Below are 12,775 nucleotides of genomic sequence, written 5' to 3' on the forward strand. Positions count from 1 at the left end.
CATTTTTACCATCATGCACCGTTACTTTACACCAGGAACACAATGCGTTCACAACACTGGCCCCTACACCATGCAAACCACCGGCACTTTGATAGCCTCCACTGCTGGTAAATTTACCGCCGGCATGAAGCACCGTAAAAATAACTTCTAAGGTGCTGACACCGGATTTATGTTTTCCGACAGGCATTCCACGTCCATGATCTTCTACCGTAACACTGCCATCGGCATTCAATGTAATATGGATCTGATTTCCATAGCCATTCAAAGCCTCGTCAATCGCATTATCGACGATTTCCCAAACCAGGTGGTGAAGACCTCTGGAATCCGTAGAACCAATATACATACCCGGACGTTTGCGGACTGCTTCCAGTCCTTCCAGGATCACAATACTATTCTCATCATATGTCTTATCTGGCATCTGATCATCCTTTCGCATAGCTTTAATTATATCAAAGTTTTCTGCATAAAAAATGTCAAATTCTAGATTTCAAGGCGATTTTTGATCATTTTATGAAGAAAAAGAAAAGCCTATCGCCAAGGATAAGCTTTTCTATAGACTCTTTTTTACTTAGAACCATTTGTTGAATGTTGTATAAGCCAGTTTTTCCCTTCGACCAAACGAGTTACGATCATGCTGGCAATCGTATCTCCACTGGCATTTAAAGCCGTTGCCATAGGATCAAACAAGAAACCCAGAGTTGCGATCAATGGAAAAGCTTCCGGTGGAAAGCCAAACATCGATACGATCAAAACCTCTCCTACTAGGCCACCACCCGGTGCTCCTGAAAGTACAAAGGCAGAACAGATGGCTACCAAGATCGACATCGCATAGGTGTCAATGCCGGTAAATGGTAGATTAAAGGTTGCGAATAAAAATACGATCTTTGTGATCGAGCTTAATACCGAACCATCCATATGCATCGTGCATCCCATCGGTAATACAATATCACTGATATCCGATGGTACACCGATCTTTTCACAAGCTTCCTTATTGACCGGTAATGTTGCAGCCGAACTTTGAGTCGCAAAGGCTGTGATTGCCGGTGTAAAGATATGCTTAAACATGCGCTTAACTCCTTCCCTACCGCCGGAGAAATACGCGTATAAAGGGTAAAAAATAAGAACATATAAAAGACATAAAGGATAATACACGATCATGCTGCGACCATAATCGCCCAACAGCTGTGGACCATACTCGGCAATCAAGTTCGCAAAGTAAGCGCCTAATCCAATCGGTGCAAGTTTCATAATGATGCCGACAAAACGCATAATGATCTCATTTAAATTCTTTAACAGCTTTCCAACCGGACTTTCATCACCACCACTCATGGATACACATAACCCAAACAAAATCGCAAAGATGATCAGCGCCAGCATATGTGATTTATCCAAAAGCTGATAAAAATCAGAAACTGTCAAAGTGGATACAATCAATTCAGAAACACTTTGTGTCTTATCGATTTCTGTCGTACTCAATTCGATAGCCCCACCGGATGCCGGACTAAAAAACTGCACCCAGATCAGGACAAGGGCTGATGCGAATAAACCCGTAACGATAAAAATCACTAACGTACTTCCCAAAATCTTACCTAGCCGCTTACGGTTTACCATGGTTCCCACGGCTGCCGTAATCGATATAAAGACCAAAGGCACAACGATCGTAAATAACAAATTGATAAAGATATCACCTAGAGGTTTTAAAATCTTTCCTGTATCTGGACTGAAGATTCCAATCAAAGAACCGATCAGAATTCCACCCAACAATAACAGAACGGAGCCATATTGCTTCCAGAACTTACTTTCTTTCATTTCTACTGTTTACCGCCTTTTCTAGCTGTTTCATTGCCTGTTTTAACACACTTCTTGAACAGGCTACATTCAATCGCATATAGCCTTCCAGTCCTCTTTCAAAGTCACCGCCGTTATTCAAACCTAATTTGGCTTCCTGAATAAAGAAGGCATTCAGTTCTTCCTGATTCAAATGCAAATCACGACAATCCAGCCATACCAGATAGGTCGCATCCGGTCGCATGGGCTTGATACATGGAATGTGCTTTATACAATACTCCACAACAAAATCAATGTTGTCACTTAGATAAGCAAGCAGTTGATCCAGCCATTCTTCCCCTTCATTCAAGGCTGCTTCCATCGCAATCAGACTGAATGCGTTGTTGCGGTGAATATCCATCCTGGCCCAGTATCGATCAAACACTTCCTTCTGTCTTTCATCACTGAATACGACCGTACAGGCCTGCAGACCGGCCAGATTGAAGGTCTTCGTACACGAAATACACGTGATCACATCCGGATCGATCAGAGCCGATGGAATATGTTTCTTTCCATGGAAGACAAGATCCGAATGAATCTCATCCGATACAACCGGAACCGAATATTTCTTACAAATGGAAAACATCCGTTCCAGATCCTTTCTTTCCCAAACGATGCCTAAGGGATTATGCGGTGAGCATAAGATAAACAGAGACGCCTGTCTTGCCTTTTCTTCAAAATCCTTCCAGTCAATGGACCATTTTCCGTTTTCTTCCACCAGACGGTTTTCAATCACCGTGCGATCCCAGGCTTCAACGACATCGTAGAATTCCGGATAGACCGGTGTCTGGATCATGACTTTTCCACTCAACGGAGTAAAAAGCTTGACAATGACACTCAAAGAAGGAACGACACCTAACGCGTAGGACATTTTCCTGACATCCGGTTTCCAGCCATGACGTTTCTCCTGCCATTTGGCATAGGCTTCAAAATAAGAATCATCTCTGGAGGTATAACCCCAAATGCCTTCTTTGGCCCGTGATTCCAGAGCATCAATGATCGGCTGTGCGGTCTTGAAGTCCATATCTGCCACCCATAGAGGAATGACATCCTCTGTACCAAACTTTTTGATTCGTTCATCATACTTGGCTGCATGATTCTTGGAACGATCTATGATTTTATCAAAATTATAGTTCATAAAATCCTCCTTTAGTTGTTTAGGAACTATACTATCCATTTAGATGATAGCGCTTTCAATCTATGGAGTCAATACTTTTATTTAGATTCTAAACAAAAAGATTGTGTATTTGTACCTTTTTTCTTTTTATGCGATAATAAAGACATCTTGGGAGTGTTAAAAATGCATAAAAATGAGATTAACTTACAATATAAAGAATTAAACCAACAACACGATTACGTCTATCAATTTGTAATTTTATATTATAACTATATTCTAGCCAAACATGATTATGGAACCGGTGAACAAGTAAGTATGATGGAAGCTCATACAACCACTTTCATTGAAGAACATCCGGGGACTACTGTCAGCGAAGTTGCCCGCTTTTGGAATAAGACAAAAGGTGCCGTTTCACAAACTGTAAAAAATCTTCTGGAAAAGGGTTATATTCGTAAAGAAAACTCTTCTAAAGATCGAAAAATAAACTATTTATATGTTACGGAGAAAGGAGATCAACTTTCACAATCACACAAATTGTATGATACGAAAGATATAAAAAAGACATACGATCAACTCTTAGAAACATGCAGTGAACAAGATATACAAAGTTTTTATAAAGTGTTAAAACAATATATAACTTGTATAAAAAATGATTTTAAATAAAATTCCTTTAATCTGAATCATGACAACGAAACTTTGTTAAAGGATACATTGGTTTATCTATTTAAAACGGATAAACCTTTTTTGTATTCATCTAAAATCAAAACTATTATTTCTTTTTCAAAATATCCACAATAACCTTCTCTGTTTCTCTCATTCCGGGATCAGCAATTTCACCCATATTTTTTAAAGTATCTTCAATCGACATTCCATTAATTCCATGAACAGATTCGATTGAAACATCAGCCATTGCCAATTGTGCACTTTCAAAAGCTATATCAACAGCAGCCATTCCTTTCATTACACATCCATGGTTTCCCCCATCACAAATCATACCGGTAATGCTCGATGCCATGTTTCGAATCACATGATCGATTTGTTCTTTATTTCCCTGTTGAAGATACACTAAACCACAAGCCATTCCGGTTCCAGCCGCAATTCCACAGCCACAAAAGGCTGAAAGTTTACCTGAATATTCTTTAATATACATGCAAATTAAATAACTTAATGCTGTTGCCTGATACAGCTGTTTATTCGTACAATGATTTAAAACAGAGTAAGCATAAAGAGGCAAAGTTGCTATAATTCCATTAGCACCGGATCCTGTTATACTCATTGCAGGCGCCTCCAATCCCAAAACACGAGTTTCAATAGCACCATTACACAATAAAGAGGCACTTTTTTGCACATCTTATGAAAAGATTGTATTTTCATTCATTCTATATAATTGATGTAAAATAACAGTCTTCTGAGATTGGAGTCCTTCTTTAAATAAAGACATGTTCATATCAAATGCTTTTTGAATGAAAGATAATTCTTCCTCTGAAAAAGATCGAACTGCTTCCCATATATCTTTTACAGAATATTGATGAATAAGCGGTGTTGTATCTTGCCTGTTTTGAATGACATTATGAAAAATAGATTGCCCATTCAATCGAATAGATGTGATATTTGTATGCGACTGCTCGATGGTTACTGTACACTCTTCATGTTTAGAATATACAGTTGCCTGACAGTATAATGCACTGGAAATACCACTAAGTTTTACAATTATTCGATCTTTCTGAATTAATTGTTCTGCCTTACGGTCGTCATCCGGAGTAATTCCTTCCAAAGCCTGCAAGCCTTTTTGAGAATCTGCCATGATTAAACCAAATGCCGCAGCATATTTTATCCCATAATGAGAACTGTTGGGAATACCGCAAGTATAAGCATTTTTATATAGACCGCTATTTAACGATAAAACTACTCTTTCTGGTTTACTTGTTAAATAACTCTTTGCCTTCGCAACCGCAAAGGCAATACACCCTGGTTCCGTGACTCCTAATGCCGGAACCATATCTTTTTTAATAAGTTCAATTAATGGATGCATAAACTTACTCCTTCTTCTTCATATCATAGCAGAATCATCTGATAATTCAATAGTTGTTTAGAATCTAAACATATGTATTATAGTACAATCAACGAAATATAATTTACATTTCCTATAAAACTGTTTAGAATAAAATTGTTGAAAAGGTGAGAGATTATGAATTTTTTATATTTGATTCTTTGTATTTTACTGGGCTATCTTTTAGGTTCCATTCCCTTCGCATTGGTCATTGGCAAGGTTTTCTATAAAACCGATATTCGTCAATATGGGTCTGGAAACTTAGGAGGTACCAATGCCGGACGTGTATTAGGAAGAAATGCCGGAATTTCCGTTATTGCCTGTGATATTTTAAAGGTGGTATTGGCCATGGGTCTGGCAAGCTTGATTGATGGCTCCTGCAGCATCTGGTGCGGTGTAGCTTGTTGTATCGGACACTGTTATCCTGTATTTGCGCACTTTAAGGGTGGAAAAGCAGTCAGTACGATGTTTGGTTTCTTAGTTTCCTTATGGTTTTTTACTTTCCATGATATCAGCTATGCCCTGGTTCCATTAGGCATGTTTTTAATCATTCTCTTTATTTTTAAATATGTATCACTGGCCAGCATTTGTGCATCGATTGCCAGCTGTATGTATATCAGTGCCCGCGTTCTTTCATTAGAGCTGAATCCTATTTTTATCGTTTTAGCTTCATGGATCATGATGTTTTTGATCATTTATCGCCATCGTTCCAATATTCAAAAGATTATGAACGCAACGGAAAATAAAATTTCCTGGCTCTAAAATTCTAAAAAGTAAGATATTGGTAAGAACACTTCATTACTCTAAGAATGAGGTGTTTTTTTATGACAAACTATCTATATTACAATTATGCGAACAGTTCTGTTTGTAAGGTCGCAGAAGAACAAATAGAATATGAGCCCTGCTCCAGCGTTCATCGTTATTTTGACCAGGAGTGCCTACGTCATGGTTCCACTTTAAAAGGGCGAAAAACGGCCTATGCGAACCAGATGAACCAAAAACAGTATATTCCTGTCATCGTTCAGGAAAAACCGCATTGTATCTTTTTTCCAATCAAACCTTTAGATGATCCTAAGAACATTTGGATTTGTTACGAAAAGATTGATTTTGTGACCTACAACAAAAAAACATGTACGATCCATTTTAAAGATCATACATGTTTAGAGTGTGAAGAGCCGCATCGTGTTCAAAAACAGATGCGTCAAATATTTCGTTATTTAAGACGTTTGGATGTCTAATCGTGACAACCGCCATTGCATCCATGACAGCCGTTAGAGCAGGCACTTTCCTTTTGTTGGTGTTCATAACGTAAAGTATTTACCCCTAAGGCTTCAATTGATACCAGCGCATTCTCTTCCAGATTGTTGACCTCGACAAAGCTGCAGGCCGGAAAAGGTGCTTCCACAAAGTTTTTGAAAGCCTGTAAAAAGGATGTTTTATTTTGGATATCTGTAAGATATACGGTAAATTTTACTAAGTGATGCATCTGTAAACCAAAATCCTCGATCGCATCCAATACTTTATTACATGCGGTCAAAGTCTGTTCTTCTATTGTTTCTCCGTTGCCGGTTTGTGCGCTGACATATACAAAATCACCTAACATAACGGCTTTGGATACATAATCGCATCCTTCCTGTTTCCCTGTGGAATTCAAAAAAACGTTCATTACTACATCTCCTATTCTTCGGGGTCTTCCAAAGTATTCTGCACTAAGATCTTTCTTGGCTTGGAACCATTGACTGGGCCAATTACTCCCTGGTCCTCTAAGGCATCGATCAAACGAGCAGCACGCGAATAGCCTACCGAGAACTTTCTCTGAATCAAGGAAGTACTGGCTCTGCGTGACTGTACGACAAAGTTTTTGACTTGATCATAGAGTGGATCGGCACATTCGGATCCGACTTCCTGTCCCTGTGACTGCAGATCTTTGAGTTGAATAAAGGCATCGTCATAATGAGGACTGGCCTGTGACTTGACATAGGCTGAAATACGGTTGACTTCCTCATCTTTGATAAAGACCCCCTGTATTCGTTTTGGACTTGTCTCCCCATTAGGAAGATACAACATATCCCCATATCCAAGCAAGCGTTCTGCCCCGGATTGATCTAAAATCGTTCGAGAATCGGTTGAAGAACTAACCGCAAAGGCAATTCTGGATGGGATATTGGCCTTAATGACACCTGTGATCACATCAACACTAGGTCTTTGTGTCGCAACAATCAAGTGAATACCGGCGGCTCTGGCAAGCTGTGTGATGCGCTGAATACTGGATTCCACTTCCTTTGCGGCAACCAACATCAAATCGGCCAACTCATCGATAATAACCACGATACGCGGTAATTTCTTTAAACTGTCATCCGGATGGTTTGTGACATGTTCATTGTAAGATTGAATATTTCTTACACCCAAATGGCCAAACAAGTCATAGCGGTGTTCCATGATCTGGACGATGACTTTTAACGCTTTATTGGCCAAGTCACCATCCGTGATAACCGGCGCTAAAAGATGTGGTACATCGTTATAAGGGGTAAATTCCACCTTCTTAGGATCGATCAATACCATTTTTACTTCATCCGGTCTGGTTCGCAACAAAATCGATGAAATAATAGAGTTAACACAGACGGATTTTCCGGAACCTGTAGCACCCGCAATCAATAGATGCGGCATTTTATTCAATTCACCATAAACACAGTTTCCCATCAAATCTTTTCCCAAACAGAATAAAAGCTTTTTATCTTTTAAAGAATCCGGAATGCTTTTGACAAGCTCTTTCATCTGTACGGTAGTTTTTTCTACATTTGGTATTTCGATACCTACGGCACTTTTCCCCGGAATTGGCGCTTCAATACGAATATCTTTTGCGGCCAGAGCCATTTTTATATCATATTGCAGATTACTGATACGATTGACACGCACACCCAGCTCCGGACGTACTTCAAATTTTGTGACACTGGGCCCGATATGAATTTGCACCAGAGTCGCATTAACGCCAAATTCATGCAGAATTTCCATCAATTTCTGACCTTGTTGTTTCGCTGATTGCACATTGACATTATTTTTAGATTTTTTCTCAATTTCATTGAGAATGGATACTCTTGGCAGGCGATAATTCGCATAGGCTTGTTCTTCATCCGCAATATACTCTGCCGGTTGATCGATAACTTCTTTAACTTCTACAACAGGCTCTGTTTTTTCTATGACATCCGGTTCAATGGTATGAATAGCCGGTTCATCCATATCATCGGCTACAAATAAGTTTGATTCTTCAGGATCGGCCTCCAGAAACATAGAATCATTCAATACCACTTCTTCTTTCGGCTTAGTCTTTGTTGGTTTCGATTTTTTGGTCTTTGTCTTATTTTGCGCACGCTTGTTTTCAATCAACATGCGTATAGCATCATATCCAAACAAGCTGAAGGCGAGAATGATGAACAACACGATCAAAACGATACATCCTGTCGCATCAAACAAGCTGTAAAAGATACCAATCAATAAAGCACCGATCAATCCGCTTTTGGTCAAAGCCGAACCCGATAAAATAGAAAAAATATTTGATCCGATCCCACGCAATACACTCCAGCTTTCCTGGTTGATGACTTCATTCAACCCTTCCAACATCAACCATGCGATAAACAAGAAGAGCACGCCGACATAGTATCGGGCAGGGATTCGCTGAAGATCAAAACGTATAAAGACCAATAGACTTCCCAAAATCAAAAGCAGGTAAAAAATGCTTGCTAATGAACCCAGTAATAAATTAGCCAAATGATAAAAGAAGGTTCCTACAATACCCAGCTGAAAAAATGCAATGATGCTGATCGCAATAAGAGAAAGCAGAAGACACACGCGAACAAGGTTCGATTGTGTCTTGGACGCCTGTGTCTTTCGTTTTGTCGATGTTTTTTTACGATTTGATGTTTTTTTTGTTCTGGCATTAGCCAATTTCATCAACTCCTTTTACTGATTGTTGATTTCCAAGATAACCGGTAAGACCATTGGTCTTTTAGCGGTCTGTTTGTACAAATATTTTGAAATCTTATCCCGGATTTCATTACGCGTTGTCAAATTATCATACGTTTTATTCGCCACCGCTTCCTGAATCGTATCCTCTAAGATCTTTCCGACATCCGTGGTGATATATTCTGCATCTTTGACATAGATCAAGCCACGTGTTTGAATATCCGGCCCGTTAATGATCTTCTTTGTCTTGGCATCTAAACCGATGGCCAGAATCATGACACCATCAGTAGAAAGAATTTCACGATCCTTTAAAACCACACCGGCCATATCCCAGTTTTCCTTACCGTCGATCATCACATCGTGTAGTTCCAGTTCCATAGAACAGGAACGCAATTTCTGGTTTTCAAATGTTGCGACCTGCCCATTATCCAGTAAAATGATCTGACTTGGTTTATAGCCCATTTCCAGTGCAATTTCCGAGTTCATGTACAAATGACGATACTCTCCTTTGACCGGAATGTAATATTTTGGTTTCATCAAAAAGAGCATCATCTTTAAGTCTTCTTTAGAAGGGTGCATGCTTAATACATTTCGATCCAATACAAGAATTCTTCCCTCTTCCTTATAAATATCGTTTTCCATCGATTTAAAGACTTTTTCCACACCCGGAATCACCGGTGATGCGATTACGATCACATCGTTTTGAGTGAAGACGATATCTTCCACTTCATTATTGGCAATGTTGGACATGGTCTTGAATAAAGATTTTCCCTGTCCGCTGATAATCACCACAACATTATCCGGTGCTTCCTTGATATAGGATGGATCTAACACCAGTTTATTCGGAATCGATACATTGAAATCTTCTAAATTCGTAACCAATTCTCTCAGTTCTTTAGAATAAAAGATCATAGGGCGATCGTATTGAATACAACACTCGATGATTTCCTGAATACGATACACACTTTGCGTATAGACACTCACAAAAACACGGTTATGATCGGTCTGTTCCAAAACCTGAGAGAATTTTTCCGTAATGCGATGATTCGGTGCCGTATGGCCGGAGCGCTCTGCACCTTTACTTTCCTGTAAAAGAACCAGTACACCTTCATTTCCCAGCTTAGAACAAGTTGTAAAATCGCCACGATAACTGTCATGCAGATCATCGTAATCTTCGATAAACTCACCGGAATAAACGATATATCCCTGACTGCTTGAAATAGCCAGACCAAACGTACCCGGATAGGCATGTGTTACCGGAAAGAACACGACCTTATGTGTTCCGATCTTTCTTTGATCGTGTCGTTTGATCGTATAAATCTTGCTACCGGTAATTCGTTCTTTTTTGAATACCTTATGAATCGCCTTAGAGGCTAATGGTGATGTATAGATATTAGCTTTGACATTTTTCATCAGATACGGCAAAGCACCCATGACATCATCATGTCCATGCGTAATAAAAATACCGGCGATACGATCTTGATTTTCAATCAAATACGTAAAATCCTGTACGATAAATTCAATCCCCAGCGATTCTTTTTCTTCCGGAAATTTAATTCCGGCTTCGATGATATAAATATCCTGATCGACTTCTACGACCATCATATTCTTACCATCTTCATCCAATCCTCCTAAACAAAAGATACGGATTCTTTCATTCATAGAGCTGATTTCTTTATTATTTTTGTTTTTCATAAGCCCTCGTTTCTAATCTAATCATTCTTTTTCTTATTATATCATATTGCCTCTCCATCCAAAGAGAATGTTTTTCCGGTTTTGATACGTACTTTGACAAACTGTCCCGGTTCGATATTTTCTCCGGTAAAGTTCACCAGCTTATTTGTATCGGTATATCCCGAATAGACATGCTCATCCTTCTTGCTGGTGCCATCGACCAAAACTTCCACAATTCGTCCTTCATAGGCTTTATTCTTTTCTAAGGCATAGGCATTCCAAACCTTGTTTAGACGAGCCAGACGTTTTGATTTTGTTTCTATATCGATCGAATCTTTCATACGAGCTGCCGGTGTACCCGGACGCGCGGAGAAGATAAACGTAAACGCATTATCAAATTTGCACTCTTCCATGACCTTGATCGTATTTTCAAACTGTTCATCAGTTTCATTTGGGAAACCCACAATGATATCCGTACTGACTGAGACATTTGGAATTCGTTCCTTGATTTTATAGAACAATTCCATATACGATTCTTTCGTATAGCGACGTCCCATCATACGTAAAACTTCCGAATCACCAGACTGCAGCGGTAAATGCACAAAAGGCATCACATTATCATATTTGGCGATCACATCGATCATATCATCGGAAAAATCCCACGGATGGCTGGTAGTAAAGCGAATACGTGGAATACCGATCTTCGCACATTCTTCCAACAAGATCGCAAAATTGATATTCGGATCAATATCCTTTCCATAGGCATTGACATTCTGTCCCAATAACGTAATTTCTTTATATCCCTGCTCTTTTAATTCTCTGACTTCACTTAAGATTTGTTCCATAGTACGAGAACGCTGCTTTCCACGTGTATAAGGAACGATACAATACGTACAGAATTTATCACAGCCGTACATAATATTGACCCAGGCCTTAAACTTTCCAAAACGATGTACCGGAAGATTTTCATAAACCTCCCCTTCTTTGGAGTAAATCTCAACCACACGTTTTCCCTCATGAATTACACTATATAACATCTCCGGTAAATTCTGAATATTATGCGTACCAAATATCAAGCGTACCTGAGGATATTTTGACAGTAGATTTTCGACAAAGCCTTCTTCCTGCGACATGCATCCGCACACACCGATCACAAGATCTTTATTTTCATAATAAAAACGTTTAAAATTTCCGATTTCTCCCAACACCTTATCCGTGGCATTTTGGCGAATAGCACATGTGTTGATCAAAATAACATCGACATGATCCGGTTCCAGGGAACGCTCAAACCCTAACGCATCCAAAATACCGGCCAAGGTTTCACTATCTCTTTCATTGGCCTGACAGCCATACGTTGAAATATAGTATTTTTTATTACGTCCGATCCACTTTGCCTCTTCCGGTATGATAAAGGAATCAATGCGAGGCGTAGGCAGTTTCGTTCGCTTACGAGCCGCTTCCAAATCCGGAAGCATCCACTCTGGTCTTATTTTCATTTTCTTTCCTCCATTAAAAAAACCAAGCACTTTGGCTTGGCTTAGTCTCTACAGATAATTACTGAGAAATAGCTCCAACAGGGCAAGTTCCTACACAAGAACCACAGTCGATGCAAGTAGCTTCATCACAAGTAGATTTACCTTCATCGTCCATAGAAAGTGCCCCAACTGGACATCCACCAACACATGCAGCACATCCGATGCAAGCGTCTTTATCAATAGTAACAGCCATTTTTAATGTTCCTCCTTATTTAACTTCATGTATAGTATAGACGTTAAATTTAGGGGTTTCAAGCCAAAGTAGTAAGTAAAAACTTACTGGTAATTAAAGCTATGACGGACGCTGTAACGTCCGTCATTTCTTGTTCTATTTTGCCAATTCCTGAGCACGAATCTCACGAATCACATTGACTTTGATCTGTCCCGGATACGTTAATTCCGATTCAATCTGATCACGAATCTCACGTGCCAGTTTTACACAAGTCAAGTCATCCACAGATTCCGGATTTACCATAACGCGAATTTCACGTCCTGCCTGGATCGCAAAAGCGTTTTGTACACCTTCATACGAAGTTGCGATCTTTTCCAGATTTTCCAAACGATCGATGTAAGCCTGAGCGCTCTCTTTTCGTGCACCCGGACGTGCTGCAC

The 12,775-nt window shown here is 39.5% G+C and carries 13 protein-coding genes and 1 pseudogene; 3 read left to right on the forward strand and 11 right to left on the reverse strand.

Annotation, left to right across the window (positions count from 1 at the left end; genetic code table 11):
• From U0M88_RS04690 to U0M88_RS04700, 3 genes are all read right to left on the reverse strand, one after another.
• On the reverse strand, positions 1-418 hold a 418-nt coding region (locus U0M88_RS04690; protein WP_331869066.1), incomplete at its 3' end, for an ATP-binding protein.
• A 146-nt stretch (positions 419-564) separates the two neighbouring features.
• Positions 565-1,809: a dicarboxylate/amino acid:cation symporter gene (locus U0M88_RS04695; RefSeq protein WP_331869060.1), complete on the reverse strand. Its 1,245-nt coding sequence runs from the start codon at positions 1,807-1,809 to the stop codon at positions 565-567.
• Positions 1,796-2,965 (reverse strand): MalY/PatB family protein, encoded by a 1,170-nt coding sequence (locus U0M88_RS04700; protein WP_331869061.1) that lies wholly within the window; start codon positions 2,963-2,965, stop codon positions 1,796-1,798. The genes U0M88_RS04695 and U0M88_RS04700 overlap by 14 nt, the downstream gene beginning before the upstream one ends.
• A 162-nt stretch (positions 2,966-3,127) precedes the next feature.
• Between U0M88_RS04700 and U0M88_RS04705 the strand changes: the two genes are divergently transcribed.
• Positions 3,128-3,607 (forward strand): MarR family winged helix-turn-helix transcriptional regulator, encoded by a 480-nt coding sequence (locus tag U0M88_RS04705; RefSeq protein WP_117445410.1) that lies wholly within the window; start codon positions 3,128-3,130, stop codon positions 3,605-3,607.
• A 106-nt stretch (positions 3,608-3,713) separates the two neighbouring features.
• Here U0M88_RS04705 and U0M88_RS04710 read toward each other — a convergent pair whose 3' ends face one another.
• A complete protein-coding gene (locus U0M88_RS04710; protein ID WP_331869062.1) occupies positions 3,714-4,292 on the reverse strand; it encodes an L-serine ammonia-lyase, iron-sulfur-dependent, subunit alpha in 579 nt (192 codons plus the stop codon).
• A gap of 3 nt (positions 4,293-4,295) precedes the next feature.
• Positions 4,296-4,976, reverse strand: coding sequence for a hypothetical protein (locus tag U0M88_RS04715; RefSeq protein WP_331869063.1), 681 nt, complete (start codon positions 4,974-4,976; stop codon positions 4,296-4,298).
• Positions 4,977-5,132: 156 nt separating this feature from the next.
• On the opposite strand from U0M88_RS04715, the gene plsY reads away from it, so the two are divergent.
• Together plsY and U0M88_RS04725 are read left to right on the forward strand one after the other, a co-directional pair.
• Positions 5,133-5,756 carry a glycerol-3-phosphate 1-O-acyltransferase PlsY gene (gene plsY / locus U0M88_RS04720; protein WP_117445412.1) on the forward strand — a complete coding sequence of 208 codons (624 nt, stop codon included), beginning with the start codon at positions 5,133-5,135 and terminating at the stop codon, positions 5,754-5,756.
• Between the two features lie 62 nt (positions 5,757-5,818).
• Positions 5,819-6,232 carry a competence protein ComK gene (locus U0M88_RS04725; RefSeq protein ID WP_195221914.1) on the forward strand — a complete coding sequence of 138 codons (414 nt, stop codon included), beginning with the start codon at positions 5,819-5,821 and terminating at the stop codon, positions 6,230-6,232.
• Here the strand turns inward: U0M88_RS04725 and U0M88_RS04730 are convergent.
• The 6 genes and pseudogenes from U0M88_RS04730 to U0M88_RS04755 form a co-directional block, all read right to left on the reverse strand.
• Positions 6,229-6,660, reverse strand: a complete 432-nt coding sequence (locus tag U0M88_RS04730) for a RidA family protein (RefSeq protein WP_331869064.1) — start codon at positions 6,658-6,660, stop codon at positions 6,229-6,231. The genes U0M88_RS04725 and U0M88_RS04730 overlap by 4 nt on opposite strands.
• 11 nt (positions 6,661-6,671) lie before the next feature.
• The gene (locus U0M88_RS04735) at positions 6,672-8,936 is read right to left on the reverse strand and encodes a DNA translocase FtsK (RefSeq protein ID WP_331869065.1); all 2,265 of its coding nucleotides are present in this window, start codon (positions 8,934-8,936) and stop codon (positions 6,672-6,674) included.
• A 15-nt stretch (positions 8,937-8,951) separates the two neighbouring features.
• Positions 8,952-10,649 carry a ribonuclease J gene (locus U0M88_RS04740; protein ID WP_320801907.1) on the reverse strand — a complete coding sequence of 566 codons (1,698 nt, stop codon included), beginning with the start codon at positions 10,647-10,649 and terminating at the stop codon, positions 8,952-8,954.
• 41 nt (positions 10,650-10,690) lie between these two features.
• Complete coding sequence (gene miaB, locus U0M88_RS04745) at positions 10,691-12,124, reverse strand: tRNA (N6-isopentenyl adenosine(37)-C2)-methylthiotransferase MiaB (protein WP_117445416.1); 1,434 nt, start codon at positions 12,122-12,124, stop codon at positions 10,691-10,693.
• A 58-nt stretch (positions 12,125-12,182) separates the two neighbouring features.
• Positions 12,183-12,356, reverse strand: a complete 174-nt coding sequence (locus tag U0M88_RS04750) for a 4Fe-4S binding protein (RefSeq protein WP_022789134.1) — start codon at positions 12,354-12,356, stop codon at positions 12,183-12,185.
• 135 nt (positions 12,357-12,491) lie between these two features.
• Positions 12,492-12,775, reverse strand: a pseudogene (locus U0M88_RS04755) (ribonuclease Y); the annotation flags it as partial.

The organism is Faecalicoccus sp. (genome assembly GCF_036552745.1).
In the GTDB taxonomy this organism is placed as follows: Bacteria; Bacillota_I; Bacilli_A; order Erysipelotrichales; family Erysipelotrichaceae; genus Faecalicoccus.